This window comes from Sinorhizobium meliloti (assembly GCF_017876815.1).
Classification (GTDB): Bacteria; Pseudomonadota; Alphaproteobacteria; order Rhizobiales; family Rhizobiaceae; genus Sinorhizobium; species Sinorhizobium meliloti.
On sequence record NZ_JAGIOS010000002.1, the window covers coordinates 77,706 to 96,482 of the forward strand.

An 18,777-nucleotide genomic window follows, 5' to 3' on the forward strand; every position below is an offset into this window, starting at 1 on the left:
CGATAATGCGCCAATCAACCGACTAAGTCAATCGATCGAATGAACTCGCGCGCGGACCTGATTTAGCGGGATGCGGACGAAAAACCGCACACAGTTTCCTCATCCCGCTCTATGCGGCCGAGGCAAAATCGATAGTGATTTTCGTTCCTCCACCAGGAACCGTATCGACCGCGATCCTCGCTTTGTGAAGCTCGCCGATGCGGTGAACGATCTTGAGGCCGAGCCCCAGCTGGCCGGAGCGCTTGACATACCCGAGATCGTCATTGTGCTCCGGCAGGTCGACGAGACCCCTGCCGTCGTCCTCGACAGACACCAGAGGTCCGGGACCGCAGGTGAGCACTATGCAGGTATTGGGTGGATTATGTTTGACCGCGTTTTCGATCAGGTTGCGCAGCATGTTCTCGATGAGCGGCGCAATCACGCTCACCGGCGGCGTGCCGTGGTCTACGAATTCGATGGACTTGCCGTTGTCGAAAACGAACGGCGCAGTCGTCTGCGCGACCTCCGCCCCGATCGCCGAGAGGTCGGCGCGCTGAAAGGCCGTGGGGTCCACAGCGTCGGCTCGGGCAAGCGAGGTCAGTTGTTCGAGGATATGGGTCAGCGCGTCCAGGTCGCGCTCCGCGTTTCGGGCTCGGGGATCGTCGATGCGGCTCAGTTCCATCTTGGCGATCGAAACCGGTGTGCGGATTTCGTGGGCGATCGAGGAGGAAAAGACCTTCTGCGCCTGGATGAGATCTGCAACGCGCGCCAGGAGACGGTTGACGGCGGCGACCAGGCGCTCGATCTCCTCGGGCATGTGCGACGAGGGCAGGCGGGCATTGCCGTCGCGCGGATCGATCGCATCGGCCGCCCGCACCGCTGCTGCCACCGGTTTGAGCGCACTGCGGATCGACCAGATCGTGGCTCCGATCACGAGACAGAACATCAGCGTCATGGGCACGATCATGGAATCGAACATTTCCCGAAGCAGAACGCTATACATGAAGCCGTTGGGGTCCTTCAAGACGGCGAGCTCGACGAGCACGACCTCGCCATGACGTTCGAACGATTGGCCGCCGGCAACGCTGAAGGGTTTGCCGGGCGCAATTAGCCGCTTCCAGAAAGTCGGTGCGCTGACGGCGAGCGGAAGAAAATGCTGTGAACATTCGGCCGAGCAGTTGGTGAAGAGAACCGAGCCGGAAGCGGTGCGCACCCTCACATAGATCGCACCCGGTCCATGGCGTTCCAGGTAACGCTCTTTCAGCTCGTGATTGGGCTTGAATGTCAGATCCCCGTCCTGCGTCGCGATTGCGGTCGACAGGGTTTCTGTCTCCTCCTGCAACATCAGGACGCTGAGCTCGTCATCGTCGAACCAGTAGTCGGCGAAGACGACGCCGATCTGCAGGATCATGGCGAGCAGGGAGAAGGCGATGACGCGGCGGGCGACGATGCCGATGAGCGACGGGTTCCTGCTCTTCATCAAACGGTCCGCAGCAGATAGCCGATGCCGCGCACGGTTTCGATCTGCACGCCGGTTTCCACCGACTGCAGTCGCTTGCGTACCCTGGAGACGGCGAGTTCCAGCGCATTCGAGCTCAGTTCCTGGCCATATTCCGAAAGCGCCGTTTCGAGCCTGCGCTTCGGGACGACACGCCCGACCTCGCGCAACAGGATCTCGATCAGAGAGCGCTCGCGCGGAGGAAGAGGCAGAACGGCGCCCTCGCAGGTAAGCTCCGCCGTTGCAGGATCATAGCGCAGGGCACCGGCCTCGAGGACCGGCTGTATAGCGTTGGGATTTCGCCTCAGCATCGCCCTGCAGCGAGACAGAAGTTCGCGATGGTGAAACGGCTTGACGAGATAATCGTCGGCGCCGGCGTCGAGCCCGGCGATACGCTCGTCGACCGATCCGCGGGCGGTGATGATCAGCACCGGCAGGCCGACATGCTCCCGCCGAATCCATTGCAGCAGCTGCAGGCCGTCGCCGTCGGGAAGGCCGAGATCGAGGAGAACCAGGTCGTGCTCGCGCGCGGCAATGGCGGCCTCGGCATCGCGCAGCGTCGAAACGCCGTCGAGCCGCCAACCCGCGTCATGCATGGTCTCGTTGATGAGTTCGGTGAGGCGAGGACTGTCCTCGACGAGGAGTAAACGCATGCAGATCGCAGCCTGAGTCTTCTGGCGCCGGTGACGGCGGACCATAGGACGTTTTTTCCGAGGTGCCAACTTGTGAAGTCCCTGCCGGGTGCGGAGCTCTGCTCTACCAGCGGTGTTTCCCGACAGCTTTCCGACAGCTCGTCCAGGCTACTGGGCATGCTCCCCTGGATCGCAAACGGTGCAGGGAACATGAACGTCACGCCGCACCATGCATGCAAGGGGCGCGTCTTTGGAGGTGAGCAGCTTGAAAATCCCGCGGATTCCCCGGCCCGAGATTGGCAGTATAAGCCTGAGCGCGATCGTCGCTCTCTATCTGCTGCTGGCGACCAACAACTCGTTCTGGGCTCATGCCAGCGTCTATTTCGTTCACGCCCGGACGAGCCTGCTTGCCTTCGCGGCGGCACTCTATCTCGCCCTCTTCGCGATCTTGACGCCTCTCTCGGTCAAGTACCTGATGAAGCCGGCGCTGGTCATTCTCATTCTGGTGTCCGCCACCGCCGCGTATTTTGCCGACACCTTCGGCATCATCATAGATCGGGACATGATCGGCAATGCCGCCGTTACGACACAGGCCGAAGCCAGCCACCTGCTGACATTCAGCCTTGCGCGGCATCTGCTCGTCTACGCCGTCCTCCCTTCGATCTTGATCGTCTGGGTCAGGGTGCGCCACCGCCGGTTCCTGCCCAAGGCCGCGGTCAATTTCGCCTTCGTCTCCGTATCGCTCCTCGTCGGCGCAGGGCTCATCTATGCCAACTTCGCGACGGTGGCCTACGCGCTGCGCGAACATACGGACCTCATGAAAAGGTTCAATCCGTCCGGACCGCTGATCGCCACCGTGCGCTATGGCCTTTCGACCTATCGGGAGCGCAATCTGGTCGTAAGGCCGCTCGGAACCGATGCCCATCAGGGCGCGCGCGTTGCCGCCGCGGGGAAACCGGTAGTCGTCGTCGTAGTTGCCGGCGAGACGGCGCGGGCGATGAACTTTTCGCTCAACGGCTACGAACGCGAGACGAATCCGGAATTGAAAGCTCTCGGGGTCGTCAACTACCGCAACACGACGAGTTGCGGCACCGCGACCGCCGTCTCGCTTCCATGCATGTTTTCGGTCTATCCGCGCAGCCAGTATAGCGATTGGAAGGCGCGCTCGACCGAAAATCTCGTCAATGTGCTGACGCATGCCGGCGTCTCGGTGAGCTGGTGGGACAACAATACCGGCAGCAAGGGGATTGCCGATCTCATCAGCTTCGCAAGCCAGACCGGCCGCAAGAACAGCCCGCTTTGCAACAACGGCGAATGCCTGGACGAGATCCTCCTCAGCGATCTCGACCGGAAGCTCGGGGCGGCGATTTCGAACAGCGTCATCGTGCTGCACCAGCTAGGCAGCCACGGCCCCTCTTATTATCTGCGCTATCCCGCGGCGTTCCGCCGCTTCACGCCCGACTGCCGCACGCCGGAACTCATGCGTTGCTCTACTGCGGAACTGGTCAATGCCTACGATAATACGATCCTCTACACCGACCACATCCTCGCCAGCGTCGCGCGGCTCCTCGAAAAGCATCAGGACCGCATTGCCGGCGCGATGATCTATATGTCGGATCACGGCGAGTCGCTTGGGGAGAACGGCCTCTATCTCCACGGCGCGCCCTACGTGATTGCACCGAAGGAGCAGACGCAGGTGCCTTTCATCGCCTGGTTTTCGGAGCCGTATCAGGCTGCGATGGGCGTCGACGCCGGCTGTCTTGCCAAGGACGCCGACAAGCCGAAATCGCACGACAACCTGTTTCACACGGTGCTTGGCATGATGGACGTCGAGACGAGGGTCTATAACCGCGATCTCGACGCCTTCGCCGCCTGCACGCGGCCCGCAAACAAAGAGCACCAGCCGGCACCGGGATATCACGCGGCCCAGAATGGCGAACCCGAATCAAGCGCCGGCGGCCCGCAGGAAGCGAGATGGGCGCCCGGCGTTTTGTGATTTTCCGTTATGCCTCTCCCACGGGCGAGCTGTCGACCTTCACCAAATCTGGTAGACTGCAGGCCGATCCCGCATCCGCAGTCGGCGGGGCGTACATCAGAGGAGAATCCGATGCAGATCGCCGGAATTCAGGTCTATCCCGAGCGCGGCGGAAAGGCGGGTTTCACCGTCGAATTCGTCGGCACCAACGGGGAGGTCGTCTCCGTCTCCTGTCCGCAGAATGCCGACGGTAGCCTCAACAGGCTGAATGCCGTTGCCCAGGCAAAGGAGATACTCGCCGCGGCCATCGAGGCGGATGAAACGCTTCTTGCCATCACCGGCACGAAACGGTCTCCTTCGGTCCCCGAGGGAGCGCTTGCGAATGCCCGGCAGGCGCATGACCGGGACGCCATGGAAGAGCAGTTGGAAGAGGGCCTCGAAGATACGTTTCCCGCAAGCGATCCCGTCTCGATCACCAGTTCGGCGATTCCGAAGGGATCCTCTCACCGGTAGGCTTTGGGCGGGTCTCCCTGTGGCCCTCATTCCTGTGCCCGTCACAGGGATGAAGTGAAGAAGCCGTCTTGTGCCTGTCCGAGCCCACTATTCCTGCTACGCATCGGGCATTCCGAATATCGGTTCCGATTGTCAAGACGATGCGCTAAAGCACTCGGACACCCCGGGCGGCCTCAGATGGCCGATTCATATCAGCGACGAAAGGAGCGCGCCGTCTTGGACGAGCAAAGGAGAAGCGATTCATGAATAGCCGGCGTTTCACCTTCGCCGTCGGTGACATTCACGGTTGCCTCGAACAACTCGAAGCCTTGCTGGCCAGCATCGAATCCGTCGTCGCCGGCGGCAGGGTGGTCTTCCTCGGCGACCTCGTCGATCGCGGCCCGGACAGCCGCGGCGTCGTGGAGCGGATCATGGGCGGGCCGCGCAGGGCGAGCTGGGAATGGATCACGCTCAAGGGCAATCACGAGGCCATGCTGCTGGCGGCACGCAAGGGCCAGGCCGAGATGTCCCTATGGCTAACGAATGGGGGCGAGGAGACGATGGCTTCCTACGGCGGCGCCATTCCGTTGAGCCATCTCGTCTGGATGGCGGAACTGCCATCGCTCGTCGTCGATCGGCATCGCATTTTCGTCCATGCGGGTGTCGACGAGACGATTCCGCTCGAAGAACAGGGCGACGACATCCTCCTCTGGATCCGCACCGATCCGAACTACTCCGGTACCTATTGGGGCAAGCATGTCTGCCACGGACATACGCCGAGCCGAAGCAATCCCCGCACCGTCGGCAACAGGACCAATGTCGATTCCGGCGCCGTCTTCGGCGGCATGCTCTCCTGCGCCGTCTTCGATGACGACAGGGCGGGAGGCCCGATCGATTTTCTGGTCACGGATGGATACAGCTAGAACGATACACGACGACATACCCATGTGTGGTTTCTATGGGTTGCAGGTTCCTGCAACCGGGGCAGTGCGCCGATAAGCGTGCGGAAAGCAATTGCTTTAGCATTGTGCAACGCCGCCTCAGGCTATAGTTGTGCCGACCTGCAAAGCATGTGAACTCGAAATCCAAGGGACCCGGTTTGGACACGTCCTCTTCCGCAATCTTCACGAAGAATTTCGCCGCCCTCCTTTTCGACATGGACGGCACGCTACTCAACTCGATGGCAGTCGTTGAAAGGGTCTGGGGATCCTGGGCACTCCGCAACGGAATAGATCCCGTGGCGCTCATGAAGATCGTCCATGGCGTGCGAGCCGTCGACACGATCCGCGCCCTGGGCCTGCCGGTCGATCCGGAACAGGAGGCGCGTATTCTTGCCGAGGCGGAGATTGCCGATGTCGAGGGAATTGTCGAAATTCCGGGCGCCGTCTCCTTCCTGAAGACATTGCCGCCGGAAAGGTGGGCGATCGTTACGTCGGCGCCGCTCGAACTCGCCGCGCGCCGGCTCGAGGCGGCCGGTATTCCGGTGCCGCGCCACATGGTGACCGGTGAGGATGTCTCGGTCGGGAAGCCCGACCCGCAGGGCTATCTGCTCGCGGCCCAGAGACTCGGGGTGCGTGCCGAAGATTGCCTCGTCTTCGAGGACGCGCCTGCAGGCGTGCTCGCGGGCAAATCCGCGGGCGCCGAGGTCGCCGTCATCACCGGGGCGCATGCCGCGGCGGCCGAGATGCCGCATATCATGCTGTCGCATTACAGCGACGTCGAGGCTCGCCTCGTCGAGGACGGGTGGCTTTCGCTGCATCGCCGCCGCGGCTAGGGCACTCCAGGAAAGGTGTGTAACGGTTGCCGACGGCCATCGGCCGCCGGCTGCTTCAAGGATCACGCTCAGGCGGCGAGCCAGCACTTGGTCAGCGCATGTCCACCCATGAGTTCGCCGTTCGGATCGTCGACCCAGCCGCCGACCTTGTCGCTGGTGGCATCGATATAGTTGTTGAACATCGGCGCGATCACACCACCCTCATCGCGCAGGATCATTGCCGCCTCGCGATAGAGAACCTTGCGCTTCGCCTCGTCCAGCTCGCCGCGCGCCGCAAAGATCAGCTTGTCGAAATCCTCGCGGAAGAAGCGGGTGTCGTTCCATTCCGCCTTCGAAAGATAGGCGATGGAATAGACCTGGTCCTGCGTCGGCCGGCCGGTCCAGTAAGACATGCTGAAGGGCTGCTTGTTCCAGACGTCGGACCAGTAGCCGTCACCGGGCTCGCGCTTCAGCTCGACGTCGATGCCGCACTTTGCGGCGCTTGCCTGGAAAAGCTGCGCGGCGTCGACTGCCCCTGGGAAGGCGACGTCGGAGGTCCGCAGCAGGATCGAACCGTCATGGCCCGATTTCTTGAAGTGAAACTTCGCCCTGTCCGGATCAAAGACGCGCTGCTCGATATCGTCGTCGAAGAGCGGGTAACCCTTGATCATCGGCGTATCGTTGCCGACCGTGCCGTATCCGGCGAGAATCTTCGCCACCATTTCCTCGCGGTCCACCGCGTATTTCAGCGCAAGCCGCAGGTCGTTGTTGTCGAAGGGCGCCGTGTTGCAATGGGCGATCAGGACATAGTGGCCCTTGCCGGGGACGTTGCGGATCGTGACTCCGGGAATGCGTTTGACGAGCGCGACGATCTTCGGCTCGATGCGATTAATGATGTGCACGCCGCCCGCCTGGAGCGAGGCGGTGCGCGCCGTTGCGTCATTGATGACAGTGATTTCGATCTGATCGGCATGGCCGCGCTCGGCCGCTCCCCAATAGCCGTCCTGACGCTCGCCGACATGCTTTACGCCCGGTTCGTTGACGACGACTTTGTAGGGGCCGGTTCCGATGCCGGCCGTCGGGTCATCCTTGCCGCCGTTCGGCTGGATCATAAGATGATAATCGCTGACGATGAACGGCATGTCGGCGTTCGGCTGGCGCAGCGTGATGACGACCTTGTCGCCGTCTGCCTTAATGGTCTCGAATTCCTGGACGAAGGGCAGGGCAGCCGATTTCGAATTCTTGTCGGCATGACGCTCGAATGTGGCGACGACATCGGCGGGCGTCAGTTCCTTGCCGTTATGGAAGGTCACCCCCTTGCGGATCGTGAACGCCCAGGTCTTCGCGTCCTTCGACGCTTCGTAGGATTCAGCCAGCCGATATTCTATCTCGCCCGCCGGAGATACCTCGAGCAACTGCTCTCCCCAGCAGCGGCCGAATGTATAGGGCACCTGGCTCGCCCAGGTCGCCGGATCGAGGCTGTTCGTGGATTCGCCGCCGACGAGCCCGGCCCGCAATATGCCGCCCTTGACCGGCCCGCTCGCCCGCGCGGCATTGCCAAGCAGCACCTGGGCCGAGGCGAGCGTTACGCCGAGCGCTGCCGCGCGCCCGAGAAAATCGCGCCTCGACAGGCGGCCCGAAACGACCTCCCGGCTCATGAATTCCAGTTCTCCCGCCATCGATTTCCTCTCCTCCATTGAAACGTCCGCTCCAGTTGGCCGGCAACGCGCTCAGGCTGCAACGGATCTCCATTGCGAAGGCTGTCCGTTGGCGGCGAAGAATGTCGCAACGAGGAGAGACAAGGCCTGGCTATGTCACTGTGCGGGAGAAAAGTCGTGCACAGTTTTATCCCGGTCCGAGGCGCGCGTGCGGGCGATGCGGCCTTCGAGTTCCTCGAGGCGGCGGGCGAAGCCGAGATTGCCCGGCTGGAGCGCCACGGCCTCGGCGAGCATGTCGCGGGCGATTTCAAGTGCGCCGTCGCGGATGTGGCGGTTGGCCCGATGGTAAAGAAAGTTTACCCGCTCCACAGGTGAAAACCCTTCTCCGAAGCGTTGAAGGAACCGGTCGGCCCAGGCGGGGTGGCGAGCAATCGCCGCGATGGCGATCTGATAGGGGCGCATCGGGGCGCCGATCCGCGCCGAACGGGCAAGCGCGCGCAAACCGGCGCGGTCGTCCGCGCGGCAAGCCTCGATGAGCGAAAGCGCGCGCGCCGTTCCGGTGAAGGCCCGAACGGTGCCGTGACCGGTCATATGCACGGGGATGAGATGCGTCTCGCTCTGTATCGCCGCGATCCGCTCCGCGTGCCAGCGATCGACGGCATGGAAGGGGTCGTAGAACAGATAGGCGCGCCCGGCCGCTTGGTCGGGGGCGATTGCCATGTTCGTGTGGAGGCCCGGAGCGAAGTGGCGGACGAAGCGGTTGTCGAATGGTACGGTCTTCGGATCGATCGAGATCTGCGGGCAAAAAGCAACGGCGACGCTTGCGCCAAGACGCCGGCGATAACGCAGAGCCGCATAGCCGCCTTGCGAATGGCCGTAGAGGATGCGTTCCGGCGCTTCCGCAAGGATCGGAGCCGCAGCTTCGACCGCCGCGACCACGCTTGCCGCCGGAAACCAGTTCGGCCGCCGGCTGATGAAGCCGAGTGCGGCGATGCCGGCCTTTTCGCAGAACCGCTGTCCCCAGAAGCGGCTGCCGTTCGCCTGCATCTCCATCTCGTTGAAGGTGACGAGAAGATAGGGCGACGATCCTCGCCGATGTATCACTTCCAGGTTTTCGTCGGCGTAAACGAGCATGTGAATTCCCGAGCAGCTGTCATTTTGAGTGGAGCCGCACGCGTCTAGACTACGGCCTGTGCCGCCGCTTCATATTGCGCCGCGCCAAGAGGGCTCCGCCTGTCCTTCAGCAACCGACGATAGAGATCGGCATGCGCGCGCGCGGATTCGGCGTGGCCGGTCGGAGGCCGCAGCGTCGCATGCAGCCGGTCCCATGCCTCGGGCTTGACCAGCACGTCCGACAGCCGGTCGGCGAGATCCTGGGCGCTGCCGGCACGGAAATGGAGTCCGTCCCTTCCGTCCTGCACTTTCTCGGCCATGCCGCCGATGTCGGAACAGATGATGGGCCTGCGATGATGCAGGGCCTCCTGAATGACGACGGGCGAGTTTTCCCACCAGATCGAGGGCAGCACGACCCAGTCGACCGAGCGCATCAGCCTCGGCATGTCGGCATTCTGATAGGCGCCATAGAAACGCACCCGGCGCCCGGCATCGTCGATGAGCTTCTTCAGGCGCTCCTGGAACTCGGCCGGCTGGCGCTCGAGATTACCGCCGAAGATCATCAGGCAGGAGTCCTCGCCCCAGATTTCTTCCGGCACGCGCGAGACCGCATCGACCAGCACGTCGATGCCCTTGAAGGGTGTCATCTGCCCGAAATAGGCGAAACGGTTCCGCCGGGCGGACGGGACCGGCAGATCGCGTACCGGTGCGGCCTCGCCCATGACGATGCCGTTGTCGATCACGGAGAGCTTTTCCGCATCGATACCCCATTCGACATAGCGGTTTGCGAGGAACATGCTCGGGGAGATGAAGGCATCGGCAAGGCCGAGCATGCCGCGCAGAAATTCCTCGCGCCTCAGGAAACGGGAAACCGGGATATCGGGAAAGCAGCCATGGCAACTGATCGGCGAAGAACTGTTGCAGAGCTGGGCCGATGGTCGCTTCACCATTTGCCCGTGATTGTGACACAGCGACAGGTATTCGTGGAAGGTGACGACGATAACCGCTTCCGGCAGCGCTTCCCGGAGAGCGTAAAGCGCCTCCATCCCCATGCCGATCAGATGATGAAAGTGAATGACGTGAGGCGACAGATCGCCGACGAAGCGCAGGAGGTCGCGGCGGATCGCCTCCGTATCGCCGTTGGACAGGAAGAAGTGATCGTAATCATCCGCATGGAAGAGCACTTCGTCCACGGCAAGACGCAGACTCATGAGTGCTGACGCGCCGTGGCGCGGGACCGGATGGCCGACGCGGGCGAGATATATCGACTCGACGCCCGGCAGCGTGTTCAGGCCCTTATGCAGGCTGTGGGACGCTATCTCCGCCCCGCCCAGCGACATCGCCGGATGTCCATGCGAGACGACGAGAACACGGAGCCGCTCGCTCATGCGGAAGCCTCCTTGATGCGATTGCCTTCGCCCTGCGGCTGCGGAGCCCATCGGGCCGAAAACAGTCTTTCGTCGATCCGCTCGACGAGAGGAGCCGCGGAGGCGCTGCCGGTGGAGAATGGCTCGTCCGAGCCCAGCATCTGCACCGAAGGCAGCCACCAGGAATTGATCCCCGAACGGCTGAGCCTCAAGCCGAGATCCTGCCCCCTTTGCCGGTATCCGAGATAGCTGCCGGCAAAGCCTCCGGCGACGAGGAAAGCCTCGCGCGGCATGATGCAGCATTCGAAAGAGGCCGCCGCGATCCGGGTGAGCTTGAGCCCCGTCACTGCACTCAACGGATAACCGGCATAACGGCCCGAAAGCGAATTTTCGGACTGCGCGTCCGCCCAGGAGCCAGCCCATCGAACGGAATGGTCCTCATAGGCGAGCGTGGGCGAGATGATCCCGCCACTTTCCTCGTAGGCGGAAACCAGCCTGCCGTACCAGCCGCTCCTGCGGGGCAAAAGCGAGCCGGCGAGCAGAACGACCGTCTCGCTCGAAAGCGCGCGAATGCCGGCTTCCAGGAGATCGTAGACATCGTCCGTTTCCGCCGACATCAACCTGAGCGGCAGCCGATAGAATTGCGCGAGCTGCCTGATACGGCCGGCCTGGCGTCGAAAGCATTCGGAGTGCAGCACGAGCGCGATCGGCGCGTGCCGTGTTTCGGGATCGAGCGCCAGAAGGCCGAGGAAAGGGGCAAGCTCCTTTTCTTCTGCTTGGCCGGCAGCGACGATGATCGGCGGCCCCGAAGCCTCGTCGAACGCACCCGCATCGAGGATGGCCCCGACGCCGGGCGAGGGGCTCTCCGACGCGCACAGGAAGGGCACGATCTGCCGATCGACGATTTCCGACAGCCCCCAGTTTTCGGGATCGATGGACTTGATCTGGCGGAGCGCCGCCTGACGCGGCGGAAGCCGCGCGGGTGTCAGCGGGAGAAAGGCCCGCCGGGAATCCTTGAGCGTCAACTCCAGGTGTAGCGGGGCCGCACCATCTGCCCCCAGTCCTCCGGCAAACACGATGAAACCATGCGGGTGGGTTTCTCGGTCGAGCATGCTTTTGAACAGCGGCTCATCGGTAAAGGCATCCGTCACATCCGAGCGCTCGAGCCGCGTCCAGCGATCGTCGAGCCGCATCTCGCTCTGTCCACGGCGCAACCGGACGCTCTGGACATGCTCATCAGGGTCGAGCAGCCAGCCGGAGATCAGAAAGGCGCTGCTGTTCGCCTGAAAGATATTGTCGACGCCCAGTCGCACCGGAACGGGAAGGGTCGAGATCGTCTCGCGCCCCTCGAAGCTGTTGGCGGCCGAACGCAGCCGGAGCAGAACGGCGGGCGTGCTGTGCGTCTGAAGCAGCACGGAGCGGATATGCCCGGGCGTGTCCGTAGGACCGGCGATCAGCCGGTGCTCATGAACCGAAGCGTAGCGCCAGCCCCCGCGCCCGCGATAGACGAGCCCCTCGACGTCTCGTGCGCGAAGCGGTTCGCTGGCCGCCAACAGACCGATGAAGCCTGCGCCACCTTGCGGAGTGTCCTGCCGGGAGAAGGTCGCGATCCCACAGTCGGCAACGACCGGATTTTCGCCGCACACAATCACGCGAGCGTTGCCGGGGTCGGCGGCGCGGGCCCACCCTCTGAGGAAGATCGCTCCCTCGTGGGTCTCGCCAACGAACTCGAGGAAGCCGTCGCTACCCTTTCGGGCCTGCGTCAGGGCAACAATTGCCGCAAGCCTTCGCCGGCCGGTCGGCATCTGCATCATCGCATCCACGAGCGAGTCCAGCACGTCGGTCAGTTGGGCGCCGGCAAGCTCCGCGAGGACCGTCACGCCCTCGCGAACCGCAAGCGTGCGGGGGCCGAAGATATAGCGCCTGGGGCTACTCTCCTGACCCAGGCGGAGGGTGGTGAGCGGACGATCGGCGTCATTGATGGGCAGCAGCGCCGCGAACCCGTGCGTGGCCGTTGGCGGCTGCAGGGCCAGGCGCCAACCGATGATGGAGGCACTCGTCGCGGTGGCGGGGTCGTCATTGACCTGCGCCGGCACCTGGCCGGCGACAGGCGCGCCCGCGCCTATGACGAGCAGCAGCGTATCGTCGATCAGGCAGGCGACAACCCTCCCACCCCGCATGATCCTCGCGGCTGTTTGCGACGTTTGAGGAAGCGCCTGTTCTGCTCCGGCCATGGTACTCCTCATGCTCCGGCGAAAAGCGAGAGGGCGGCGCCGGCGGCAAAGCCCGCGAGAACGAAAAGCAGGAGCAGCAGCGGTTTCAACTCTCCATTCGACCGCTTCTGCAAGGCTCCGAGGTTCTTCTCCATCGCTGCAACCACGCCATCGAGCCGCATCAAGTGGACATCGAGGTCGTTCAGGCGCTGCCCGATCTCGGCGGCGGCGGCAGGCCCCAAGGTCGCGCCTTCGCCGCCCTCGTCATTATGCGTTCGCTGAAGAGATCGCTGCGAGACCTGCAACTGCCGCTGGGCCGCCATGAGGACGTCGAGCTTGTCGAGAACCTTGGCAAGCGGCGCGGCGATGAGGGCTTCGGCCGCCTGCTCGTCCGGGCGCGGAACGCGCAGCTGCTGTTCGGTGCCGCGTGCATCCAGGGCCGTCACCTTGAGATCGGCGGTGCGCGAGGCTGCCGCCTCGGGAAGCGCGATTTCGAAGGCATAGCCGCCGTCGCCGATGCCGTTGCGCTTGAGATCGGGGCGATTGCGGTCGGCGACCGCCTGGGCGATGACGCTGCCGTCCAGATAGACGCGGATGGTGAGGCGCTTGTCGGGTGCTGCCGGATCGAACGCCCAGCCGAAGATGCGCCCCTGGTCGATCGCGTCGACCCGGCCGCTCATCGGCTTCGTATTATCCTGATCCGGTGCGGCATTTGATTTCTCGGCAACAGCCATCGATTTCCCCTTTATGCCGCTTCGATACGTGACGGTTCGATCGCTTCGATCAAATCGAGATAGCGTCGTGCGGTGGTGTCGATGTTCTCCGGCTCCCGCGCGTGCGCGGAAAGCCGGCGCGCCAAGGCACCGTCTTGCGCGAGGCGGCGCATGGCAGAGGCGAGCGCCCGCGGATCGTTGGGCGCAACGGTGAGACCGTTTGCGCCATCCTCGATCATCTCGGCCATGCCGCCGATATTGCTGGCTAAGACCGGCCGTCCGAGGGCCTGCGCCTCCTGGATGACCAGCGGGGCATTTTCCCACCAGATCGAGGGTACGATCGTGCAATCCACCGCTGCGACGAGGTCAGCAACGTCCTCACGCCGGTAGGGCCCGCGCTGCTGCACGGTCGGTGCCGTTTCCTCGAACAGGCGTGTGATCTCGTCGATGAAACTCTCGCTCTGGAAGGGTGCGCCGCCGTGAACGCGCAACTCGAACTCCAGCCCCTCGGCAATGAGCTGCCGTGCCGCCTCGAGTAGTACCGCCACGCCTTTCCAGGGGTTGAGATTGCCGAAATAACCGAAGACCGGGTGGTCCGAGCCGATCCGGCGGGCCGCTGCCGGCGCGTTGCGAGGCGGTAGCCCGTTGGGAATGACGCTGATCCTGTCTTCCGAGAGCCCCCACTCGACGAAGCGCTGCTTGAGGAACCGGCTCGGTGATACGAACCGGTCCACCTCGCTCAAGAGGGCCTTCAGATGACGTTCGCGCAATGTGAAACGGTCGAGCGCGATGTCCTTGAAGCAGGCATGGCACCTGTCCGGGCTCGCCCCGTGGCAAAGTTCCTTGCCGCTCGTTCTCACCATCAGCCCGTCATGGTGACAGATGGGATAATAGTCGTGCAGCGTCATGACGATCCGGCACTGTGGCAGGGTTCGCCGGACGATATGCGGAAACTCCGCGCCGAGCAGGAGCAGATGGTGGATATGGACGACCTCCGGCCTGAAGTCGCGCAGCAGCTCCGCAATATCCGGAACGACTCCATAGAGATCGATCTGGCTCATGAAGAGGCGGTCGAAATGTCCGGACCACAACAGCAACTCGTCCCCTGCGGGCCCGATGCCTTGAAAGCTGGTGCCAGGCCGCGCCTGGCGGTGGATCTGGTTCGTGGCTCCGAGAAAGAGCGCTTCGCAGCCGGCACGCTTGTAGGCGCCGAACAGGTCGTGGGCGAAGATCTCCGTGCCTCCCGGGTGGAGGGCCGGATGGTTATGAGCCGCAACGAGCACGCGCATGCTCACGCTCCGCCTCCTCGGCGTTCGGCGACGAAAATGTCCTGATAATGCTCCGCTTCCTTCCCGCGCCAGGCGCCGAGCGCTTTCAGGGTGATTGCGAGACCGGCCCGGTCGAGGGCCCCGTCAAGAAAGCCGTCGTCGAAGCCGACGGCGGCAAGGCGGGGCATGTCCGGGACGTACCAGCACGGCCCGTCGCCATCGCGGGCGAAGGAAAGGCGCGCGTCGCGCCGGCCGCTCTCGTTGGCCGCCGCGACGTGATCGACCACGAAGGCGGTCATGAAGAGGCGGCCGCCGGGTTTCAGAAGCCTTCCGACCTCTCGCAGATAGACGAGGACTTCGTCCGGCGGCAGATGCGTCACGATCGACGTCATGATCACAAAATCGAAGTGACCGTCGGCATAGGGCAGTTTCAGCGCATTGCCGCTGATCTTGCCGCTCGGATTATAGAGTTCATGGGCAATATCGACACGCTGGAACGCGAAATTCGGATAGACCGAGGTGATGAAGCGGCGGCACCAGCCGATGCCGCCCTCGACCGGATCTATCCCGCTGTAGTGTCCCTTCTCGAAATCCAGATACTGGGTGAGCGGAACAGCCATGCGGCCGATGCCGCAGCCGATATCGAGAACGCGGCTTTCCGGACGCACCCCCCCCAGCCGAATGAAGTGGCCGAGGAATTCGACGCCCACCGCCCTGAAGGAGCCGTCGCCGACGAAGACACTGTCGGGATTAGGTTCCGGAAGGAAGCGGTTTCGAAGAATGCTCCCCAGCAGTGCCTCCACGCGTTCGTCGCGGGCGGGCAGTTCCGTTGCAGCTGTGTTTTCCTGGCGCAGCGCAGTCTCGCTCATGCGGCGGTCCTCGTTGCTGCGCCGATCCCGAACAGAGCCGGCATTTGGTCGCGGCCGCCGAGATCGGTTTTCATCAATTCGGTGATGTCGTCGTTCCAGCGTTCGGTGTGCAGCCACGAATTGTACTGGCTGGCGACCCCGCGCATATAGTCTTCGCTGCGGCGGATCGAGCGGCGCTCGAAATGATAGAGACACGCCGACGGCTCGTAGGCGATATCATAGCCGCACCGGCGGATTTTCAGGCACAAATCGCTGTCCTCATAATCGCCGATCACATAATCCTCCGTGTATCCGTCCACGAGCTCGTAGATCTCCCGACGCGTCACCAGGCACGCACCGGTGATGCCGGGAACGCTGCGGGCAAGTTGAGCCGGTGCGTAGTCGCCAGGCATGCCCTTGTGGAAATGATGGTTGAGCCATATGCCGCGCTGGTCGCGAGCGAAGTAGAGTCCCGCGTGCTGGAGCGATCCGTCCTCGAAGATCAGCTTCGGGCCGATCGCGCCGAGGCTCCTCTGCTCCATCAGCGGCCGGATGAACTTCTGCAGCCAGCCGGGCGCTGACGGAACGACGTCCGAGTTCAGCATGACGACGACCGAGCCGCGGGCGAAGCGCGCGCCGGCATTGCACGCCCGCGCGTAGCCGCTGTTGCGGTTCATCACCACAAGCTTCATCGGCAAGCCGTGGAGGAGATGCAGTCCGCCAAGCAGATGCTCCGTCTCGTCCTGAATCTCCGGCGAATCCAGAACGTAGATGATCTCCGCATTGCTTGCGAGCCAGCGATCGGTCGCCATGCCGGATAGCTGGAACCGCAGGAAGTCGAGGACACGGTAAAGCGGCACGACGATCGAGACCAAGGGCGCCTTTTCGGGCAGGTCGTAATCCTTGGTGTAGTCGACCTTGGCCGCTCTTCCCAACCTCTGCTCCACGTCCTGCAGGGCGGGGGCAAGGATCGTCCGGAAAGCCTGGTCGATCGCGTGCTGCGGCGGGACTGCGCGCAGTATTCGGTTGCGCTGCGCCGAAGCCTCGAAGGGTTGCGGCTTCGGCACGAGCGGTTTCACAGCACCGGAAGCCAGCCGCATCTGGAACCGCGGCTGGAGCAGGGCGCCCGGCGTGTCGTTCGACGGCAGCCAGGCGACAAAGCCGGTCACGTCGGCTCGCGATTTCTCGTCCGCTCCGCGTGCCCAGGCGGGAAACTCGTACCAGTTGCCGTCGAGCGGTATCGCCGTGCCGTCCTCCGTGAGGTAGTCGATGCCGGCGAGAGTGGCCGTCGGATCATGGGTCCACCCCCCGGCAAGCAGACCGCCGGAAAGCGTCAATGCGAGGTCCACCTCCGCTGAAGGATACATTGCGGACCTGCCGATCCGCCTTTCCGGGAGCGGTGTCCGTAGCTGGAGGTCGACGGCTGTCGCAAGTCCACCCTCGGGTGTCGTCGAGAGCCAGCGGACGACGAATTCGCGAAGCTCCGGCGTACCGCCCCGTTCCGCCCACCAGGCCTGGAGGTTGGCGCAATGAGGATTGCCGGAGGAGAGTTCGCGCACGGCAACGCCCCTTTTGCCGACAAGCACGAAAGACTGGGGGTATCGGGGGGACTCGACGATGAAATGGCAAGGACGAAGATTGTGCTCGCGTTGGGCGCCGATCAGCGCTGGCGACGCCAGTGGCAGGATGGCGTTGGCCCCGAGGGCATAGATGGCGCTGATCTCGCCGAAGTCGGGGCTGATCGCGGTCTCGATCAGGTATCGGCCCTGGGCGATCGGGCATGCAATCTTGGCGGGCGCCGGCCGCGATGTCAGCGCCTGAAGCGCGTCCTCGACGAGGCCGATGAAGAACGGGTCCCTGGACAGACGGAACGCGCTCCGCCAAACGGTCAGCAGATTGTTCAGGAACTTTACGCAGCCCTCCGGCGTAAGTGCGGCAAACAGGTCCTCCACGTCGAGGGGCGGAAGTTCACCGACGGGCCGGAGCAGAATCGTCTGAACGAAGTCGCTTTCGATGTAAATCTGCCCGCGGCTCGCTTCGGCGCCCGGGCGCATGGCCCAAAGCACGCGCTGGCCACCCTCCGCAAGAGAAAGGATCGTGCTGACGAGCGGGACGGGTTGCTCCGGCATGACGAGCGTGTGTTTGGCTGCCACCGGCAACTTGGCGCGAACGTCCGAGATCAATACTGCCACTTCGGAACCGATCCGAAAGGCCCTCGCGTCCTCGAAAATGCCGCTGGCGCTCCGCGTACGGTCGTCAAACGTCACACGCCACTCCTCTGACTAATTCTGGGATGGTGCGCCCCACGGGAGGAGGGCAGGGCGCACCGTTCGAAGCCAATGCGGGATGATGAAAAGCCGCCTGCGGTTTTCCACCCGCATCCCGCATCTCAAACTATCAGTGGACAGTGAAGTAGTTTTCGGGATGGGCCTGAATGTCTTCGGCGTCGGCATTGACCAGCGTCAGCGTGTCGCCGTGGCCGAGGTCGATGACGACATTGCCGCCGACCTGAGTGATACGCGAAGCGAGATCCTCGGGCGCGGTGACGTCGAGGCCGTTGATACCCTTGGATATCTGCAGGACGTCTTCGCCGGGGGTAAAGTCGAGGATGACGTCGTTGCCGCCGCCACCGTCGAAAACGAAGATATCGCTGCCCTGACCGCCGGCAAGCAGGTCGGACCCGGCGCCGCCGTCGATGACGTCGTTGCCGGCGCCGCCGAGCAGCACGTCGTTGCCTCTGCCTCCGAGGAGGAAGTCGCTGCCGGCGCCCCCAAGGAGAATGTCGTTGCCGTTATCGCCATAGATCAGGTCGTCACCCGATCCGCCGACCAGGATATCGTTGCCATTTTCGCCATAGAGAACGTCGGTGCCTTCGCCGCCGAACACGGTGTCGTTTCCGTTGCCGCCGAACAGCAAGTCGTCACCATCGTCGCCGAAGATGATGTCGTCCCCATTGCCTCCGTTGACGAAATCATCACCCCCATGGGCGCGGATGAAATCGTCAAAGCGGGAGCCAAACAGGGCGTCGTCGTATGCGCCGCCTTCCAAAGTGGCCATCTGCTTCTCCTCTTCGTGGTTTGATGCATGCGTCATCGGCACGGAGCCGAGGATTGCGTGCCGGAGTGTGCACTGCAATAATTACGAACGCAACACAGATGCATAAAATAAAACGGCGATATTTTGATAGAAAGAGGGTGTCAGAAACATATCTCCATGCTGTGCCAATATTGGTACAATATAATTTTAGGAGTAATTCTGACGGAAATGC

At 63.2% G+C, this 18,777-nt stretch carries 15 protein-coding genes; 4 read left to right on the forward strand and 11 right to left on the reverse strand.

Annotation, left to right across the window (positions count from 1 at the left end):
- Positions 1-109 precede the first annotated feature (109 nt).
- The gene (locus JOH52_RS19310) at positions 110-1,459 is read right to left on the reverse strand and encodes a sensor histidine kinase (RefSeq protein WP_015456672.1); all 1,350 of its coding nucleotides are present in this window, start codon (positions 1,457-1,459) and stop codon (positions 110-112) included.
- Positions 1,459-2,130: a response regulator gene (locus tag JOH52_RS19315; RefSeq protein WP_010975726.1), complete on the reverse strand. Its 672-nt coding sequence runs from the start codon at positions 2,128-2,130 to the stop codon at positions 1,459-1,461. Before JOH52_RS19315 ends, JOH52_RS19310 begins: the two co-directional genes overlap by 1 nt.
- 244 nt (positions 2,131-2,374) lie before the next feature.
- On the opposite strand from JOH52_RS19315, the gene JOH52_RS19320 reads away from it, so the two are divergent.
- The 4 genes from JOH52_RS19320 (at position 2,375) to JOH52_RS19335 (ending at position 6,350) form a co-directional block, all read left to right on the forward strand.
- Positions 2,375-4,105, forward strand: coding sequence for a phosphoethanolamine transferase (locus JOH52_RS19320; RefSeq protein WP_014527195.1), 1,731 nt, complete (start codon positions 2,375-2,377; stop codon positions 4,103-4,105).
- Positions 4,106-4,216: 111 nt separating this feature from the next.
- Positions 4,217-4,597 carry a hypothetical protein gene (locus JOH52_RS19325; RefSeq protein ID WP_010975728.1) on the forward strand — a complete coding sequence of 127 codons (381 nt, stop codon included), beginning with the start codon at positions 4,217-4,219 and terminating at the stop codon, positions 4,595-4,597.
- Positions 4,598-4,839: 242 nt separating this feature from the next.
- Entirely contained in the window at positions 4,840-5,499 is a 660-nt protein-coding gene (locus tag JOH52_RS19330) for a metallophosphoesterase family protein (RefSeq protein ID WP_010975730.1), read from the forward strand.
- 176 nt (positions 5,500-5,675) lie between these two features.
- Positions 5,676-6,350, forward strand: a complete 675-nt coding sequence (locus JOH52_RS19335) for an HAD family hydrolase (RefSeq protein WP_013850688.1) — start codon at positions 5,676-5,678, stop codon at positions 6,348-6,350.
- A gap of 68 nt (positions 6,351-6,418) precedes the next feature.
- On the opposite strand, the gene JOH52_RS19340 is transcribed toward JOH52_RS19335, so the two are convergent.
- The 9 genes from JOH52_RS19340 to JOH52_RS19380 all read right to left on the reverse strand — a co-directional run bounded on the left by JOH52_RS19340 (position 6,419) and on the right by JOH52_RS19380 (position 18,566).
- Positions 6,419-8,008 (reverse strand): ABC transporter substrate-binding protein, encoded by a 1,590-nt coding sequence (locus tag JOH52_RS19340; RefSeq protein WP_014527194.1) that lies wholly within the window; start codon positions 8,006-8,008, stop codon positions 6,419-6,421.
- Between the two features lie 135 nt (positions 8,009-8,143).
- A complete protein-coding gene (locus JOH52_RS19345; protein WP_010975733.1) occupies positions 8,144-9,121 on the reverse strand; it encodes a hypothetical protein in 978 nt (325 codons plus the stop codon).
- 44 nt (positions 9,122-9,165) lie between these two features.
- Positions 9,166-10,488 (reverse strand): glycosyltransferase family 4 protein, encoded by a 1,323-nt coding sequence (locus JOH52_RS19350; RefSeq protein WP_014527193.1) that lies wholly within the window; start codon positions 10,486-10,488, stop codon positions 9,166-9,168.
- Positions 10,485-12,701: a hypothetical protein gene (locus JOH52_RS19355; RefSeq protein ID WP_017272137.1), complete on the reverse strand. Its 2,217-nt coding sequence runs from the start codon at positions 12,699-12,701 to the stop codon at positions 10,485-10,487. The genes JOH52_RS19350 and JOH52_RS19355 overlap by 4 nt, the downstream gene beginning before the upstream one ends.
- An 8-nt stretch (positions 12,702-12,709) precedes the next feature.
- Positions 12,710-13,414, reverse strand: a complete 705-nt coding sequence (locus JOH52_RS19360) for a hypothetical protein (RefSeq protein ID WP_003529026.1) — start codon at positions 13,412-13,414, stop codon at positions 12,710-12,712.
- Positions 13,415-13,425: 11 nt separating this feature from the next.
- A complete protein-coding gene (locus JOH52_RS19365) occupies positions 13,426-14,688 on the reverse strand; it encodes a glycosyltransferase family 4 protein (protein WP_017275086.1) in 1,263 nt (420 codons plus the stop codon).
- Positions 14,685-15,530 carry a class I SAM-dependent methyltransferase gene (locus tag JOH52_RS19370; RefSeq protein WP_013850683.1) on the reverse strand — a complete coding sequence of 282 codons (846 nt, stop codon included), beginning with the start codon at positions 15,528-15,530 and terminating at the stop codon, positions 14,685-14,687. The genes JOH52_RS19365 and JOH52_RS19370 overlap by 4 nt, the downstream gene beginning before the upstream one ends.
- Positions 15,527-17,776, reverse strand: a complete 2,250-nt coding sequence (locus tag JOH52_RS19375; RefSeq protein ID WP_017272135.1) for a glycosyltransferase family 2 protein — start codon at positions 17,774-17,776, stop codon at positions 15,527-15,529. The genes JOH52_RS19370 and JOH52_RS19375 overlap by 4 nt, the downstream gene beginning before the upstream one ends.
- Before the next feature lie 130 nt (positions 17,777-17,906).
- Positions 17,907-18,566 carry a calcium-binding protein gene (locus JOH52_RS19380; RefSeq protein ID WP_003529018.1) on the reverse strand — a complete coding sequence of 220 codons (660 nt, stop codon included), beginning with the start codon at positions 18,564-18,566 and terminating at the stop codon, positions 17,907-17,909.
- Positions 18,567-18,777 lie beyond the last annotated feature (211 nt).